This window comes from Parageobacillus sp. G301 (genome assembly GCF_030268025.1).
Classification (GTDB): Bacteria; Bacillota; Bacilli; order Bacillales; family Anoxybacillaceae; genus Parageobacillus_B; species Parageobacillus_B toebii.
The window spans coordinates 592,126-607,000 of the sequence record NZ_BSDB01000001.1 but is presented as its reverse complement, the minus strand read 5'-3'; the positions used below and the strand labels follow the sequence as shown (position 1 = coordinate 607,000).

General features: G+C 46.9%; 17 protein-coding genes and 2 pseudogenes. 16 read left to right on the top strand and 3 right to left on the bottom strand.

Annotated features, from left to right (window positions below):
* The first annotated feature begins 3 nt into the window (after positions 1-3).
* From cobK to cobO, 12 genes are read left to right on the top strand one after another with little or no spacing between them, the layout of a single operon-like run.
* On the top strand, positions 4-771 hold the full coding sequence (cobK, locus tag QSJ37_RS03245) for a precorrin-6A reductase (protein WP_285753658.1): 768 nt from the start codon (positions 4-6) through the stop codon (positions 769-771).
* Between the two features lie 17 nt (positions 772-788).
* A complete protein-coding gene (locus QSJ37_RS03240; RefSeq protein WP_285753656.1) occupies positions 789-1,436 on the top strand; it encodes a precorrin-8X methylmutase in 648 nt (215 codons plus the stop codon).
* A 4-nt stretch (positions 1,437-1,440) separates the two neighbouring features.
* On the top strand, positions 1,441-2,538 hold the full coding sequence (locus QSJ37_RS03235) for a cobalt-precorrin-5B (C(1))-methyltransferase (protein ID WP_285753653.1): 1,098 nt from the start codon (positions 1,441-1,443) through the stop codon (positions 2,536-2,538).
* Complete coding sequence (gene cbiE, locus QSJ37_RS03230) at positions 2,525-3,730, top strand: precorrin-6y C5,15-methyltransferase (decarboxylating) subunit CbiE (RefSeq protein ID WP_285753652.1); 1,206 nt, start codon at positions 2,525-2,527, stop codon at positions 3,728-3,730. Before QSJ37_RS03235 ends, cbiE begins: the two co-directional genes overlap by 14 nt.
* On the top strand, positions 3,727-4,428 hold the full coding sequence (gene cobI / locus QSJ37_RS03225) for a precorrin-2 C(20)-methyltransferase (protein WP_285753650.1): 702 nt from the start codon (positions 3,727-3,729) through the stop codon (positions 4,426-4,428). The genes cbiE and cobI overlap by 4 nt, the downstream gene beginning before the upstream one ends.
* Complete coding sequence (gene cobM / locus QSJ37_RS03220) at positions 4,425-5,195, top strand: precorrin-4 C(11)-methyltransferase (protein WP_285753649.1); 771 nt, start codon at positions 4,425-4,427, stop codon at positions 5,193-5,195. The genes cobI and cobM overlap by 4 nt, the downstream gene beginning before the upstream one ends.
* 4 nt (positions 5,196-5,199) lie before the next feature.
* Positions 5,200-6,273, top strand: coding sequence for a cobalt-precorrin 5A hydrolase (locus tag QSJ37_RS03215; RefSeq protein ID WP_285753648.1), 1,074 nt, complete (start codon positions 5,200-5,202; stop codon positions 6,271-6,273).
* Between the two features lie 13 nt (positions 6,274-6,286).
* Positions 6,287-7,651 (top strand): cobyrinic acid a,c-diamide synthase CobB, encoded by a 1,365-nt coding sequence (locus QSJ37_RS03210; RefSeq protein ID WP_285753647.1) that lies wholly within the window; start codon positions 6,287-6,289, stop codon positions 7,649-7,651.
* A complete protein-coding gene (locus tag QSJ37_RS03205) occupies positions 7,644-9,155 on the top strand; it encodes a cobyric acid synthase (RefSeq protein ID WP_285753646.1) in 1,512 nt (503 codons plus the stop codon). Before QSJ37_RS03210 ends, QSJ37_RS03205 begins: the two co-directional genes overlap by 8 nt.
* Positions 9,155-10,210, top strand: a complete 1,056-nt coding sequence (cobT, locus tag QSJ37_RS03200) for a nicotinate-nucleotide--dimethylbenzimidazole phosphoribosyltransferase (RefSeq protein WP_285753645.1) — start codon at positions 9,155-9,157, stop codon at positions 10,208-10,210. Before QSJ37_RS03205 ends, cobT begins: the two co-directional genes overlap by 1 nt.
* A complete protein-coding gene (cobA, locus tag QSJ37_RS03195; RefSeq protein WP_015863818.1) occupies positions 10,207-10,986 on the top strand; it encodes a uroporphyrinogen-III C-methyltransferase in 780 nt (259 codons plus the stop codon). Before cobT ends, cobA begins: the two co-directional genes overlap by 4 nt.
* Positions 10,973-11,518: a cob(I)yrinic acid a,c-diamide adenosyltransferase gene (cobO, locus tag QSJ37_RS03190; protein ID WP_062678665.1), complete on the top strand. Its 546-nt coding sequence runs from the start codon at positions 10,973-10,975 to the stop codon at positions 11,516-11,518. The genes cobA and cobO overlap by 14 nt, the downstream gene beginning before the upstream one ends.
* A gap of 17 nt (positions 11,519-11,535) precedes the next feature.
* On the opposite strand, the gene QSJ37_RS03185 is transcribed toward cobO, so the two are convergent.
* Positions 11,536-11,685, bottom strand: coding sequence for a hypothetical protein (locus QSJ37_RS03185; RefSeq protein WP_285753644.1), 150 nt, complete (start codon positions 11,683-11,685; stop codon positions 11,536-11,538).
* Between the two features lie 30 nt (positions 11,686-11,715).
* On the bottom strand, positions 11,716-11,949 hold the full coding sequence (locus QSJ37_RS03180) for a DUF3892 domain-containing protein (protein ID WP_285753643.1): 234 nt from the start codon (positions 11,947-11,949) through the stop codon (positions 11,716-11,718).
* Positions 11,950-12,021: 72 nt separating this feature from the next.
* Between QSJ37_RS03180 and QSJ37_RS03175 the strand changes: the two genes are divergently transcribed.
* Positions 12,022-12,702 carry a class I SAM-dependent methyltransferase gene (locus tag QSJ37_RS03175; protein WP_285753642.1) on the top strand — a complete coding sequence of 227 codons (681 nt, stop codon included), beginning with the start codon at positions 12,022-12,024 and terminating at the stop codon, positions 12,700-12,702.
* Positions 12,703-12,927: 225 nt separating this feature from the next.
* Here QSJ37_RS03175 and QSJ37_RS03170 read toward each other — a convergent pair whose 3' ends face one another.
* Positions 12,928-13,056: a hypothetical protein gene (locus QSJ37_RS03170; protein ID WP_255265189.1), complete on the bottom strand. Its 129-nt coding sequence runs from the start codon at positions 13,054-13,056 to the stop codon at positions 12,928-12,930.
* A gap of 402 nt (positions 13,057-13,458) precedes the next feature.
* Between QSJ37_RS03170 and QSJ37_RS17920 the strand changes: the two are divergent.
* From QSJ37_RS17920 to QSJ37_RS03155, 3 genes and pseudogenes are all read left to right on the top strand, one after another.
* Positions 13,459-13,614 (top strand): annotated as a pseudogene (locus QSJ37_RS17920) (Ada metal-binding domain-containing protein); the annotation flags it as partial.
* Positions 13,601-13,767: pseudogene (locus QSJ37_RS03160) on the top strand (methylated-DNA--[protein]-cysteine S-methyltransferase); the annotation flags it as partial. The pseudogenes QSJ37_RS17920 and QSJ37_RS03160, both read left to right, overlap by 14 nt.
* Before the next feature lie 83 nt (positions 13,768-13,850).
* The gene (locus tag QSJ37_RS03155; protein ID WP_285753641.1) at positions 13,851-14,669 is read left to right on the top strand and encodes an SPL family radical SAM protein; all 819 of its coding nucleotides are present in this window, start codon (positions 13,851-13,853) and stop codon (positions 14,667-14,669) included.
* Positions 14,670-14,875: the final 206 nt, after the last annotated feature.

Genomic DNA, 14,875 nt, shown 5'->3' with positions numbered 1-14,875 from the left:
AGCATGATTATTGTATTAGCGGGAACGAGCGATGCCCGAAAGCTGGCGCTTTGCATCCAACAAACAGGCTATGATGTGTTAGCGACGGTTGTTACAGAACATGCGGCGGATCAGTTGCGTGCTTCCGGCTTAGCGGTGCACCTTGGACGGCTGACGGCGGAACAATTGGCGGAGTTGATCCGCGTAAAGAAAGCGAAAGCAGTGGTGGACGCGAGCCATCCGTTTGCCGAAGAAGCGTCGAAAAACGCGATGCAAGCTGCCGCAGAGGCGGGGGTTCCGTATATCCGTTACGAGCGGCAAGCGGCTCACGTTGCTTATGAACGCGTCACGTTTGTTGACAGTTATGAAGAAGCAGCTGAGCTCGCTGCGAAAAAACAAGGCGTCATTATGCTAACGACCGGAAGCAAAACGTTATCCATTTTCGCGAAAAAGCTGTTAGGACTTCCGAATACGCGCGTGATTGCGCGCATGCTGCCGCGCAAAGACAATATGGAGAAATGCGAACAACTCAAGTTTCCGCAAGAAAATATTGTTGCGATGCAAGGACCGTTTACGAAAGAACTCGATAAGGCGCTTTTCCAACATTTTGGCGTTACGTTGCTCATTACGAAAGAAAGCGGAAAAGTTGGGTTTGTCGATGAAAAAATCGCTGCCGCACAAGAGTTAGGGATTGAGACGATGGTCATCCGCCGTCCATCGATTCAGTATGGCACAGTGTATTCCCAGTTTTCCGATGTCGTTAAGGCATTACAACAAATGGTACAGTCATGAAAGAAAGGGGTTTTACCATGGATTTTCGCACGAAATTTCGTCCGATTACAGTCCAACCGCAACAAATTGAAGAAAGAAGTTTTCAAATCATTGATGAAGAAATTGGTGAACATCATTTTACGAAAGAACAATATCCGATTGTACAGCGCGTCATTCATGCTTCTGCCGATTTTGAGCTTGGAAAAAGCTTGTTGTTTCACCCTGATGCCGTCCGTGCGGGAATCGAAGCAATACGCAGTGGCAAAACGGTCGTCGCTGATGTGCAAATGGTACAAGTCGGGGTAAATAAAGCGCGCATTGAAAAGTTTGGCGGCAAAGTGAAAGTGTATATTTCCGACGAAGATGTCATTGCGGAGGCGAAAAGGCTCAACACGACAAGAGCGATTGTCGCGATGCGAAAAGCGGCTAAAGAGGCAGAAGGCGGGATTTTTGCCATTGGCAACGCGCCAACGGCATTGCTGGAATTAATTCGTTTAATTAAAGAAGGAGAAGCACGTCCGGGATTAGTGATCGGCCTGCCGGTCGGGTTTGTGTCGGCGGCGGAATCAAAAGCGGAATTGGCGAAATTGGATGTTCCATTTATTACAAATATCGGCCGAAAAGGAGGAAGCACCATTACAGTGGCGGCGCTAAACGCGCTGTCACTGTTGGCAGAGCGAGGGTAAACGAATGGAAACGAAAAAAACGTTACGCGAGGGATATACGACAGGGGCGTGTGCCACAGCGGCAACGAAAGCGGCATTAACGGCGCTTATTACCGGCATCATACAAACGGAGGCAACCATTTATTTGCCAGTCGGACGATGGGCGACATTTGCGATCGAAGCGTGCGAGATTTATGGTGAGTCGGTGAAAGCAACGGTGATCAAAGATGGCGGGGATGACCCTGATGCGACGCATGGAGCGGCGATTGTATCAACCGTCTCATGGGCGGAGCAACCCGGCATTCACTTAGATGGCGGAAAAGGGGTAGGGCGCGTCACGAAACCGGGCTTGCCGGTGCAGGTTGGCGAAGCGGCAATTAATCCAATCCCGCGGAAAATGATTCACGAAACAGCGCGCGAAGTATTGGAACAATACGGCATTTCCCGTGGAGTGAACGTCATTATTTCCGTTCCTAACGGGGAAGAAATCGCCAAAAAAACGTTAAACGCGCGCCTTGGCATTATCGGCGGCATTTCGATTTTAGGGACGCGCGGCATTGTCGTTCCTTTTTCGACGTCCGCCTACCGCGCAAGCATCATTCAGGCGATTCAAGTGGCAAAGGCAAACGGGTGCGACCATGTTGTGATTACGACGGGGGGACGGAGTGAAAAATTTGCGATGCGACAATATCCTCATCTTCCTGAGGAAGCGTTTATTGAAATGGGAGATTTTGTCGGCTTTACGCTGAAACAATGCAAACGGCTCGGCATCCGAACCGTTTCCATGGTTGGGATGATGGGGAAATTTTCTAAAGTGGCGCAAGGCATTATGATGGTGCATTCGAAAAGCGCTCCCATTGATTTTTCGTTTTTAGCAGCCATTGCTGAACAAGCCGGAGCTTCGCCGGAACTCGTTGCCGCTGTTCGCGAAGCCAATACGGCATCACAAGTTGGCGAGATGATGCAGGAAGCAGGGAATGAGCGCTTTTTTGAAATATTATGTGACCATTGTTGTTTATCCGCGTTACGTGAAGTGGGCGGCGGCATGACCGTGGAAACGTCGCTATACACAATGGGCGGTCAATTATTAGGAAAGGCGGTACGAAACGATGCAGGCGATTAAACTAATTGGCATTGGCGCCGATGGGAAAGCGAGCCTCCCGCGCCTTTATGAACGTTGGATTTATGAAAGTGAGTTATTGGTCGGAGGAGAGCGTCATTTAGCCTTTTTCCCTGATTATCAAGGAGAAACGCTCACGATTCGAGGAGGGCTATCACAGCTTGTCGAGCGGCTTCGCCATGAAACGAAACGCACCGTCATTGTCGCGTCTGGTGATCCGATGTTTTATGGAATCGGCAGCTATTTATCTAGCAAACTGCCAATCGAAGTGTATCCAGCAGTCAGTTCGATTCAATGGGCGTTTGCGAAAATGGGAGAAAAATGGCAGGACGCCAAATTTATCAGCGTCCACGGCCGCAGCATGAAAGGACTTGCCCAGCGCATTGACGGATGCGACAAAGTAGCGATATTAACAGATGAAACGAATTCTCCTAATGCCATTGCGAAATATTTGCTTTCGTACGGAATGACCGAATACCGTGCGTTTGTCGGAGAAAATCTTGGCAGTCAAGATGAACGGTGCCGCTTTTTCGAATTAGAAGAGATGGCAGATGCCGAGTTTTTTCCATTAAATGTGGTTATTTTACAAAAAACAAAAGAAGGTCCGATGTGGCCATTAGGAATTGACGATGACGAATTTTTGCAGCGTAAACCAGAGAAAGGACTGATTACGAAAAAAGAAATTCGCGTGTTAAGCATTAGCGCGCTCCGTCTTCATGCTAAAAGCGTCGTTTGGGATATCGGCACATGCACCGGTTCCGTCGCGATTGAAGCGGCGAAAATCGCACGCGAAGGCGCCGTGTTTGCGATTGAAAAAAATGCCCATGATATCGAATTTTGCAAGAAAAACTTAAAAAAATTCCGCGTTGACATTACGCTTGTGCACGGCAAAGCACCTGAGCATTTAGACGAATTTGCTGATCCGGATGCGATTTTTATTGGCGGAACATCAGGAGAAATGGAGCCGCTTCTTGATGTTTGCTGCCGGCGCTTGAAACGGAACGGACGCATCGTTGTGAATGCAGTTACGGTTGAAACGCTGGCGCAGGCGGTGGAAGGATTAAAGCAGCGCGGCTTTCAAGTAGACGTTACGCTCGCGCAAATCTCAAGAAGTAAGCCGATTTTAGAGCTGACGCGGTTTGATGCGCTTAATCCGATTTATATCATTACGGCAAAGAGGGAGGAAGACGAATGAGCGGAACATTGTATGGCATCGGCGTTGGTCCGGGCGACCCGGAGCTGTTGACGGTGAAGGCGTTTCGCCGCCTGAAAGAAGCGCATGTCATTGCCTATCCGAAAAAACAGCGCGGCAGCAAAAGCTATGCCCAACAAATTATTGAAGCATATTTTTCTCCAGCGGAAAAAGAGATGATTGGTCTCGTCTTTCCAATGACGAAAAATATGGATGTGTTAACAGAAAAATGGAATGAGACGGCAGAAGCGATTTGGGAACAGCTAAGCGCAGGAAAAGATGTCGCGTTTGTGACGGAAGGAGATCCGCTTTTATATAGCACGTTCATCCATCTGATGAAAATCATGAAAGAGCGGTATCCAAATGTCACGATTGAAATTGTTCCGGGAGTTTCCTCCGTCAACGCAGCGGCAGCGAGACTGCAAATCCCGCTTGCTGACGGGGATGAACAGGTGGCGATTATTCCAGCGCGCGACGACTATGAAGCAATGAAAAAGGCGCTTAGAGACCATGATTGCGTCGTTTTTTTGAAAGTGGCGAAAGTGATGGGCATGATGATCCGTCTTCTTCGCGAACAAAATTTATTGCAAAACGCTGCCGTGGTGACAAAGGTGACGTCAAAGGAAGAAATCATTTGGAATATCGAACAGCTTGAAGGAGTAGAGTTGGAATATTTAACGTTATTGGTGGTGAGAAAGTGAAGCTGTATATTATTGGCGCGGGCCCGGGGGCTCCGGATTTGATTACGGTGAAAGGCGCGCAACTGCTTCAGGAAGCGGACGCAATTTTTTACACCGATTCGCTCGTCAATGGCGAACTGATCGAGCGCTATCGAAAGCCGGAAGCGGAAGTATTTCATACGGCAGGAATGCATTTAGAGCAAATGGTTGAAGCGATGTTAGAACAGCTTAAGCAAGGAAAAAAAGTCGTGCGCATTCATACGGGAGATCCATCTGTTTACGGAGCGACGCTTGAACAAATCGCGCTATTCAAAAAGCAAGGGGTGGAAGTGGAAATCGTCCCTGGCGTCAGTTCGGTATTTGCGGCGGCAGCGGCTGTTCAAGCGGAGCTGACCGTTCCGGATTTAACGCAGACGGTTATTTTAACGCGGGCGGAAGGGCGGACGCCGGTTCCAAATAGAGAAAAACTGGAAGATTTAGCAAAACATCGTTGTACATTAGCGTTATTTTTAAGCGCTGCATTAACGAAAAAAGTAACAAAGGCGCTAAGGGATGCGGGATGGAGCGATGATACCCCCGTCGTGATTGTGTATAAAGCGACATGGCCGGATCAAAAAATTGTCCGTTCGACGGTCGGCACGCTCGATGAGGATATGCGCGCAAACGGCATCCGAAAACACGCCCTCATTTTAGCAGGATGGGCGTTAGACCCTGCAATTATCGAGCGCGACTATCGCTCGAAGCTGTATGATAAAACGTTCACACACGGATATCGACAGGGGGTGTGAGGAGTTGTATGCGATTGTTGCGATTACGAAGCATGGTGTTGATATTGCCCGCTGCGTCGGCGAGGAGCTTCCGAACGCTCATGTGTATTATACGAATAAGTTTGCGAGAGGAGACGAAGATGAAAAAGGCATTCGCTTGTTTGAAGGAAACGTGCGGTTATTATTGCCGTCGCTTTTTCAAACATACCGTGGGCTTATTCTCATTATTTCGCTTGGCGCGGTCGTGCGGATGATTGCACCGCTATTAAAAGATAAAAAAACCGATCCGGCGGTTGTCGTTATTGATGATAAAGGGGAACATGTCATTAGCGTTCTTTCCGGACATCTTGGCGGAGCGAACGAACTGACGCGGCAAGTCGCGGAGATTTTACATGCCCATCCCGTCATTACGACTGCGTCTGACGTACAAAAAACGATTGCCGTTGATTTATTTGGTCGTTCCTTCGGCTGGGAGTGGGAATCCGACGAAAAGCTGACTCCCGTCAGCGCCGCCGTCGTCAATGAGCAACATGTCGCCATTGTACAGGAATCAGGGGAGCGAGAATGGTGGAACTATGATGCCCCGCTGCCAAACAATATCCGTATTTATCATTCGATTGATGAAGCGCTAGCGGCGAAACCGGACGCCGCGCTTGTCGTTACTCATCGTTTATTAACGAAAGAGGAAGAAGCGATTTTACAAAACGGCGTTTTGTATCGTCCAAAAGTAATCGTGCTCGGTATCGGCTGCAACCGCGGCACAGCGGCGGAAGAAATTGACGCCGTCATTCGCGATACATTAGAGGAGTTGCGCTTTTCAATGAAAAGTGTGAAAGCGGTATGTACGATCGAATTAAAAAAAGACGAGCCAGGGCTGCTTGAAGTGGTGCGAAAATACGGATGGGAATTCGTCTATTATACCCCTGAACAACTGAATCAAGTAAACATCGAACAGCCTTCTGAAACCGTGTACCGCTATACAGGAGCTTATGGTGTGAGCGAGCCAGCAGCGAAGCTTTATAGCGGTGCAGAGAAATTGGAATTAGTGAAGAAAAAAGCAGGCAATGTCACGATTTCCGTGGCACTTTTACACCATTAAGGGGGAAAACAACATGAGAAGAATCGTAATCGCCGGGACGGGAAGCGGCGTTGGCAAGACGACCATAACGATTGGATTGATGGCGGCGTTAAAACAAAAAGGCTACATTGTACAAGGGTTTAAATGCGGCCCAGATTATATTGACCCAACCTATCATACCGCTGTCACGGGCAGACCGTCGCGCAATTTGGACAGCTGGATGGTTGGGCACGAAGCGGTTCAAGCGATTTGCGCAAAAGGCTGTGAAGGGGCAGACATCGCTATTATTGAAGGAGTCATGGGGATGTTTGACGGGAAGCGGCCGACAACAAACGAAGGAACGACGGCGGAAATCAGTGTATTAACGAATAGCCCGGTGCTATTGGTCGTCGACTGCGCCGGCATGGCACGGAGCGCGGCAGCAGTTGTCCGCGGCTTTCAAACGTTTGATAAACGCGTGCGCATTGCGGGAGTGATTGCCAACCGCGTCGGTAGCGAAGGGCATTTTCGTCTTGTGAAAACGGCAATTGAACAAGAATGCGGCATTCCCGTGATCGGATTTTTAACCAAAGATGATGCGCTTCACATTCCAGAACGTCATTTAGGGCTCATTCCATCGATTGAGCGCGGGGAATTAGATCACTTTTTTATAGAATTAGGCGAGCGCGTTGCCAAGACGGTGGATCTTAACGCGTTGTTAGAGCTGGCGGAAGCCCCAGCATTAAATGTTCCACAATCGTATTTCGATATAAGTAAATCGTATGATGTACGGATTGCGGTCGCAAAAGATGCGGCGTTTCATTTCTACTATCCGGAAAATTTAGAGCTGTTACAAGCATATGGCGCCGAGTTAGTCTTTTTCTCCCCGCTTGCCGGCGAGCCGCTGCCAAATGGGGTACATGGGATATATATCGGCGGCGGATTTCCCGAAGAGTTCGCAAAACAGCTGTCCGAGCAACAAAATGTCAAACAGTCGATCAAAACCGCGATCGAAAGCGGGCTTCCGACATTGGCGGAATGCGGGGGGTTTATGTTTTTAACCGAAGGCATTGAAACGACGGACGGTGTGCATTATGACATGGTTGGCGTCATTCCGGGACGGATTGTCATGCATCCGAAGCTTGTAGCGCTTGGATATCGTGAGGTGAAAGGAGAACCAGGAAACTTTTTGCTTCCGGAAGGTCTGCGAGCGCGGGGGCATGAGTTTCATTATTCCACGTACGAAGCGCGCGGCGAGATTCCGTTTGCCTATGAAACAACGGGGTTGCGCGGTGCGAAAAAAGATGGCTATCAGCATCGAAACTTAATTGCAGGATATGTCCATTTTCATTTTGCGTCTTGTCCGCAAATGGTCGAAAATTGGCTAACGAAATGCAAGAAGGTGAAAGACCATGGCTAAAGCGTTGCCGATTATGTTTCAAGGAACGCATTCCGATGCGGGAAAAAGCATTATTGCCACGGCGTTTTGCCGAATTTTCGCACAAAATGGCTGGAAAACGGCGCCGTTTAAATCGCAAAACATGTCTCTTAACTCGTATGTGACGGTTGATGGAAAAGAAATCGGGCGGGCGCAAGGGATACAGGCGGAAGCGGCCGGAGTTGTCGCGACGACGGATATGAATCCGATTTTAATTAAACCGAGCCGTGAGCATGAATCGCAAATCGTTGTGCATGGAAAGCCGTATAAAAATATGCAGGCGTTCGCGTACCGCGGCGAATTTTTTGAAAAGGGGCTGGCGATTATCCGCGAGTCGCTCGATGTTTTAATGAATGAATACGACCGGCTTGTAATCGAAGGAGCGGGAAGTCCGGCAGAAATTAATTTAAACGACCGCGAACTTGTCAACATGCGCGTCGCTCGGATGGCAAACGCACCGGTCGTGCTGATTGGCGATATTGAACGCGGTGGAGTGTTTGCCAGTTTAGTAGGAACATTGCAGTTGCTTGACAAAGAAGATCGCAAGCGGATCATCGGCGTGATCATTAATAAGTTCCGCGGCGATTTGGCACTATTGAAACCGGGGCTCGATTGGTTCGAACAATATACCGGCGTTCCGGTGTTAGGCGTCGTTCCATATTTAGAAGATTTACATATTGACGCGGAAGACTCCGTTAGTTTAGAACAAATGTCCACAGCCGTAAATCCGGATAAAGACATTGATATTGCTGTTATTCGATATCCGAAAATATCTAATTTCACAGATGTTGATCCATTTTTGACCGAACCGGACTGCCACGTCCGCTTTGTGACGACGGCATCACAGCTTGGGAAGCCAGATTTGTTGATTTTGCCGGGCAGTAAAAACACCATTGAAGACTTATTATATATGAAGAAAAACGGGATTGCGGAGCAAATTGCACAGCTCAACAAACATCACCGTGTGACGATTATCGGAATATGCGGCGGTTATCAAATGTTAGGTGCTCGTATCCGTGATCCATTTGGTGTGGAAACACCGCTGCGGGAAATTGCCGGATTGAATCTCCTTCCGATTGAAACGACGCTTGAGCGCGAAAAAACGACGATTCTATCGGAAGGAATCGTAACATTTTCCGGCGAGCGGTTTGCTGTGAAAGGATATGAGATTCATATGGGCCGCTCTGAACCGTTAGCAGGGCATATTTCTCTTATTGAGATGCACGGGCGGAAAGAAGGCGGTAAAAGCGAGGATGAACGGGTGATAGGTACCTATTTTCACGATCTTTTTCATAACGATGCGTTTCGTGAGGCATTATTAAACAAAATTCGCCGCGAGAAAGGATTAGCGCCTATTTACGGGCGCCAGTCATTCCGTACTATAAGAGAACAAGCTTTTGATCGTCTTGCTGATCATGTGAAGCGGCACGTCTGCATCGAAGAAATCGAAGAAAAAATGTATATGTTTCAAAGGAGGGATGTGTAATGTTATTTTCGATTCCAAAGCTTGATAAAAAAACAGGAAAAGAGGTATGCGCTCACGTCGACCAATTGACAAAACCGGCTGGCAGCCTTGGCCGTTTGGAACAGTTAGCGGTGGAGCTGGCGGAAATGACAGGGAACAAATTTCCTGATGTTTCGCCGCCGGGTATCCTTGTGTTTGCGGCTGATCATGGTGTTGCGAAAGAAGGGGTGTCAGCGTTTCCGCCAGAAGTGACGGCACAAATGGTGTGGAATTTTGTTCAAGGCGGTGCGGCGATTAACGTATTCAGCCGGCAAATTGGCGCAATATTTGCCGTTATTGATGTTGGGGTCGCTTCACCAATTGAACATGAAGCAGTAGTTTCCAAGAAAGTGCGGTACGGGACAAACAATTTTTGCAAAATGGAAGCGATGAGCAATGCGGAAGCGGAACAAGCACTAAAAGTTGGTTACGAACAAGCAAAGGAAATAATCGGCAAGGGAGCGCGTACTCTCATTGTCGGTGAAATGGGCATCGGCAATACGACTACTGCAAGTGCGATTTTAGCGGCGGTGAGCGGCAAGCCAATTGAACAACTTGTCGGAAGAGGAACAGGCATTTCGGAAGAGAAGATTGCGCATAAAGTCAATGTCATTCGCCGCGCGTTGTCACTTCATCAGCCTGATCCGTCTAAACCGATTGATTTATTATCCAAAATCGGTGGCTTGGAAATCGCCGCGATGGTGGGGGCGATGCTAGCGGCAGCGGAGCGGCGCGTTCCGATTTTATTGGACGGATTTATTTGTACCATTGCTGCACTTGTAGCTAAGCTTTTTGCTCCGAATGTTGCCGATTATATGATTGCCGGTCATCGTTCTCAAGAAATTGGCCATCAAATTGCTCTTGAATTATTAGGGAAAGAGCCGCTTATCGATTTAAGCATGCGACTTGGCGAAGGCAGCGGTGCGGCTGTTGCATTTCCGCTGCTGGCATTTGCGACAGCGATGATAAAAGAAATGGCGACATTTGCTTCTGCCCATATTTCAAATTCTGTAGAAGGAGCAGGAAAACAATCATGACAAATGGAAAAGTATATATCGTTGGTGCCGGTCCCGGTGATGAAAAGCTAATCACTGTCTATGGATTGGAATGTATTCAACAAGCTGACGTCATTATTTACGACCGGTTGATTAATAAAAAATTACTGAAATACGCCAAAATCGGCGCTGAGTTAATTTACTGCGGAAAAGAGCCGGGAAAGCACGCGCTCATTCAAGAGCGGATTCACGAGCTGTTAGTCGAAAAAGCAAAACAAGGAAAAATCGTCACTCGTCTAAAAGGAGGCGATCCTTGCGTCTTTGGACGGGCTGGGGAAGAAGCAGAGGTGCTTGCGCAGCACAGCATTCCGTTTGAAATCGTTCCTGGCGTGACGGCGGGAATCGCAGCTGCCGCTTATGCCGGCATACCGGTTACACACCGGGAATATGCTGCTTCGTTTACCATTGTTACCGGTCACGGCCGTCAAGAAAAGGGAGATGACCGTCTTCATTGGGAAGGGTTGGCGAAAGGAAGCGATACGATTGCCTTTTATATGGGTGTCGGCAATTTGCCGTATATTTGCCAAAAACTAATCGAACATGGAAAGCCGTCGAATACTCCTGTGGCGGTGATCGAATGGGGAACGACACGGAGACAGCGAACGGCTGTCGGCACGCTGCAGACGATTGCCGATATCGTCAAGAAAGCGAATCTTTCCCACCCAGCGATTATTCTTGTCGGAGAGGTCGTTCGGCTTCGTGAAACGATTCAATGGTTCGCTGAGATGGACCGGGGTGAGACGGTTGCCACCATATAAAAAGAAAGGGCGCATCATCGTTTACACGGGGGATGGAAAAGGAAAAACGACCGCCGCTCTCGGATTGGCGATACGAGCGGCGGGAAGAGGGAAAAAAGTCGCCGTCATTCAGTTTATTAAGTCACCGGAACGAACGTATGGAGAGCATCTTATATTTCAAAAACTCGGGATCGAAATGTATCAAATGGGCGCCGGGTTTACGTGGACGAAAACGCCCGAAGTGCATCGTCAGGCATTGAAAGCGGCATGGGAATTTACGAAAGAAAAAGTGTTATCGGGTATGTACGACTTGATTGTTTTAGATGAACTGAACAATGCGCTTGCGATTGACCGGTTTCCGGTCGATGATATCGTCTCCGTTCAAGACGTACTTCGATTGATGGAAAAGCGTCCACCTGATCTTCATTTAGTTATTACCGGCCGTTCGGCGAATAGGAAATTAATCGAGGCAGCTGACATTGTTACGGAGATGAAACTGATCAAACACGATTATGAGAAAGGCGTTACGGCAATGAAAGGGATTGAGCTTTAGCTCATCCCTTCTCTGATTCATTCATAAAGATCTGTTTTGTCGTTTTGCGATTTATTACGTTTATTTCCTTTGCTGTTGTCGCCTGAGATTGGACTGTTTAAGAGCGACATTTCGTCTTGTGTCGGTGCGTTCTGATTTTTGCTTCCTTTATTCGGTCTTTTTGTCATGTGCTAGCACGTCCTTTCCACAAATAAGTATTAGGAAAACGTAGGAAGTTGATCAAGATTGTTGGAGGCATCTCTGTCGGGATTGGAGCGTATATATTGTTCTCCATCGTGTTCGGTAACGACATGGACACCGGTAATCGCACCGTTTTCCACTTCCATTAATGCTTTGCGATACGATAATACGCGCCCTTTGGATGTTTTAAATCCAATGATGTCTCCTTGATGATTTTTTTGGACAGCGACAAATGTTTCTTGTCCGTTCATGAACAATCACTCCTTCTTTCAGCATTATTATTTTTTGTAAAAGGACAATTTTTATTCGAACGAGGTGTTACGATGGTCATTTTTGACTGGCATAAAGAAGCGGAAAAACAGTGGGACGAAAGAGCGGATTTTTGGCATCAAAGCAGTGAAGAGATGTGGGAGCGGGGAAGCCGGAAAACGATTATTCCGTTCCTTTCATCATATATTCCAAAAGGAAGCAATGTCATTGATTTAGGGTGTGGGGATGGTTATGGAGCGTGGAAGCTGCATCAAACAGGATACGATGTTATCGGCATCGATTTGTCGAGCGAAATGGTGGAAAAAGCGAAAGCGCGGGGAGAGAACGAAAGGCTGCGCTTTATTCAAGGCGACTTAACGAAATTGCCGTTTGCTGATGAAACGTTTTCCGGAGCGATGGCAATCAATTCGTTGGAGTGGACGGAGCGGCCGCTTGAAGCGCTAAAAGAAGCAAAGCGGGTGTTGAAGCGAGGTGGCTGTTTTTGTGTCGGCATTCTTGGGCCGACCGCTGCGCCGCGCGTCAACAGCTATCCTCGTTTATACGGAAAGCCGGTTATTTGCAATACAATGATGCCGTGGGAGTTTGAACAATTAGCGAGGGAAAACGGCTGGGATGTTGTCGATGGACAAGGTGTTTATAAACGGGGAGTTCCCGAAAAGCTGGTCCAGCAGTTATCCATCGAACTAAGACAAGCACTGACGTTTATGTGGTTATTTATGTTGCGTAAGAACTAAAAAAACAAAAAATGCCGATTCATCCCCCACCTATGCTTCGTTTAGAGGTGGGGAGCTTCTCGGCAAAAAAGATAAACAACACAACCATTCACGCAAAGCTGTTACTAATGCCGTTGTAACCTATTTTCCGTACATTTCCTATCAAAAGCTGCCGTATTGTATGAAAATGCATGGGACAATCGTAAGAAAGAAAGTGAAAAAACCTTGGTGTACTACCAAGGTTTTTTAGCTCGCCGTATATTTTTCTTCCCATTTTTGTCGCCATTTATTGCGGCGTTCTACTCGGGCACCTTTATATAAATGTTTGTATTTGCGCCAATGCGTTTTCCATTGCTTTCTCCGTTCCGCTCTCATGTGCCACTCATTCCTTTCTAGATGTGTCTTATTCTATGTTGTTAACTTCGTTCTAGGGGCTGTCGAATCCTTTGACTAGTTTTGTCGAGGAATAGGAAGTTTCCGTGAACAATCGCGAATTAGGATAGTTCTTTTTTTTATATTTGTCAATAGGAAAAATCGATCATCTCCAATTTTCACGCTTGGGGCGTCCCACTCAGGATAAGACATACTATTTTTCATGTAAATGCCCCCACGCATAACAATAGCAATGCAATCTTAGTTTTAACATGAAATGTAGTCGGTTTAATTTTGAAATGTTGCTTTTATATTTGTGGAAACATACATTTGCCTATCATCCGGTATATACTGTGTGTGGAGGTGAACCAAATGAAGAATAAAACACAGCAAGAACATGAGAATATGCCAATCGCAGCTCAGAACGCTAATGAAGCAGATACAAGTGAGGAAAGAATTACAGACGAAATGTGGCAAGCGATCGTGAACAACGATTCGTCTTATGATGATAAATTTTTTTATGGCGTAAAGATTACCGGTATTTTGCTCAGAAATTGCAAATTATATTCAAAAACCGGCTTCGGTGCGTGCCGTTGGAGCCGCTATTGGCGCCAATCCAGTTTTAATTGTGGGCCTTGCCATCGGGGTATCGGTAAAAATGGAACACTGACAGGATATCGGGGTGGTTTGGAAATGAAGAAACAGCTGCTGTAGCTGGAAAGTTTGCTTATAGAAGGAGCCCCTTGCACACCTAATAGCATCACGGAGTGTATGTAAAACCTCTGGAGGGATTCAGCGTGAAGGTTGAGTTTTTTTATAAATACCCAAAAACGCTTCTTAATAAAGGAACAGGGTTTCTTTCCGGTTATAGTCATTCTCTGAATCCATATACTGGTTGTGCATTTGGTTGTTCATACTGCTATGTACGTCAAATGCCTGTTTCGATGTTTCGTAAGGAGGAATGGGGAACCTGGGTAGACATAAAAAAGAAAGCGGCAGACTTACTGCGCAAAGAACTTGAAAAAGCAAAAAATAAAGGAAAAGTGACGATTTTTATGTCATCTAGCACAGACCCTTATCAGCCTATCGAGTATAAGGAGAAAGTAACAAGATCGTTGTTGGAAGTAATGGTGGAAAATCAACCGGATTTTTTATTCGTACAGACCCGGAGTCCTCTAGTAAGTAGAGATATTGACTTATTTCTTCTTTTAAAAGATAGAGTCCGAGTTAGCATGACCATTGAAACAGACAGAGAAGATATACGTAAACACTTTACTCCTTATGCTCCACCGATCAGCGCTAGATTTAAGGCGCTCGAGCTTTTGGCAGATGCAGGTGTGCCGACTCAAGCAACGATCGCCCCTGTGTTGCCTAGTAGTGAAGAGTTTCCGGAGAAATTAAAGAAATTAGTCGATCGTGTCTGTGTGGATGATTATTTCATGGGAGACGGCAGCGGAGGGAAACGAACCAAGAATTTAGGCATTTTTTCTATGTACAAAGAATTGGGTTTGGAAGAATGGTATGATCCTTCCGCATATCGTATCGTGTATGACAGACTAAAAAAAGTATTCCCCGATGAACAAGTCTATTTGAGTCAGAAAGGGTTCTTGCCTTAATGGGGAATATTTGCAAGTAGGGAGCGTCGAAAACTTCTCTTCCCGAACCTGATGCACGATGCAACGGAAAAAGAGTATCATAAGTGGTTATTTGCTTTATGCAAGGGAAAAAGGAAAGTTATATGTTGACCATGCTGTTTTATCGCGAAAATGGCAGCACCATCGAGTGTAAGAATAAAAAAGAAGGCGGAGTCATCCTCCTGCCT

What these genes read in the sequence shown, in the direction of transcription:
- QSJ37_RS03240 (WP_285753656.1), top strand. Translation starts at nt 789, where the DNA reads ATGGATTTTCGCACGAAATTTCGTCCGATTACAGTCCAACCGCAACAA.
- cobT (WP_285753645.1), top strand. Translation starts at nt 9,155, where the DNA reads ATGTTATTTTCGATTCCAAAGCTTGATAAAAAAACAGGAAAAGAGGTA.
- cobK (WP_285753658.1), top strand. Translation starts at nt 4, where the DNA reads ATGATTATTGTATTAGCGGGAACGAGCGATGCCCGAAAGCTGGCGCTT.
- cbiE (WP_285753652.1), top strand. Translation starts at nt 2,525, where the DNA reads ATGCAGGCGATTAAACTAATTGGCATTGGCGCCGATGGGAAAGCGAGC.
- QSJ37_RS03170 (WP_255265189.1), bottom strand. Translation starts at nt 13,056, where the DNA reads ATGAGAGCGGAACGGAGAAAGCAATGGAAAACGCATTGGCGCAAATAC.
- cobI (WP_285753650.1), top strand. Translation starts at nt 3,727, where the DNA reads ATGAGCGGAACATTGTATGGCATCGGCGTTGGTCCGGGCGACCCGGAG.
- QSJ37_RS03180 (WP_285753643.1), bottom strand. Translation starts at nt 11,949, where the DNA reads ATGAACGGACAAGAAACATTTGTCGCTGTCCAAAAAAATCATCAAGGA.
- QSJ37_RS03185 (WP_285753644.1), bottom strand. Translation starts at nt 11,685, where the DNA reads ATGACAAAAAGACCGAATAAAGGAAGCAAAAATCAGAACGCACCGACA.
- QSJ37_RS03235 (WP_285753653.1), top strand. Translation starts at nt 1,441, where the DNA reads ATGGAAACGAAAAAAACGTTACGCGAGGGATATACGACAGGGGCGTGT.
- cobA (WP_015863818.1), top strand. Translation starts at nt 10,207, where the DNA reads ATGACAAATGGAAAAGTATATATCGTTGGTGCCGGTCCCGGTGATGAA.
- QSJ37_RS03205 (WP_285753646.1), top strand. Translation starts at nt 7,644, where the DNA reads ATGGCTAAAGCGTTGCCGATTATGTTTCAAGGAACGCATTCCGATGCG.
- QSJ37_RS03175 (WP_285753642.1), top strand. Translation starts at nt 12,022, where the DNA reads ATGGTCATTTTTGACTGGCATAAAGAAGCGGAAAAACAGTGGGACGAA.
- QSJ37_RS03210 (WP_285753647.1), top strand. Translation starts at nt 6,287, where the DNA reads ATGAGAAGAATCGTAATCGCCGGGACGGGAAGCGGCGTTGGCAAGACG.